Origin of the sequence: Rhodobium orientis (assembly GCF_003258835.1) — a bacterium.
GTDB classification, from domain to species: domain Bacteria; phylum Pseudomonadota; class Alphaproteobacteria; order Rhizobiales; family Rhodobiaceae; genus Rhodobium; species Rhodobium orientis.
Genome location: NZ_NPEV01000157.1, coordinates 1 through 276 on the forward strand (window position 1 = coordinate 1; position 276 = coordinate 276).

Annotated in this window: 1 protein-coding gene; it reads right to left on the reverse strand. The window is 40.9% G+C overall.

Annotated elements, in window-relative coordinates:
- Positions 1-15 precede the first annotated feature (15 nt).
- On the reverse strand, positions 16-276 hold a 261-nt coding region (locus CH339_RS25635), incomplete at its 5' end, for a polysaccharide deacetylase family protein (protein WP_497847420.1).

The following is a 276-nucleotide window of genomic DNA, read 5'->3' on the forward strand; positions in this document are numbered from 1 at the left end:
ATCAGACAATGGATGTTATTCATGAACGGGTGTCATGGATTCATCAAGTGTTGCAAATGAATACCCCATGTTTTTTAAATTTGTCAGCAATAACGGCAATGATTGAACCGTTGAAGGAATATCGTGCATCAGGATCACGATCGGCTGTTTTGTCTGCCGCTTTTCCAGGATATTCAGCTGGTTCATGACTTCCGGAACGAATTTTTGGCTTCTGTATTTCCAGTCCAGGCTGTCAATATTCCAGTCCCAATAAATAAATCCGTTCTTTTTCAGCAC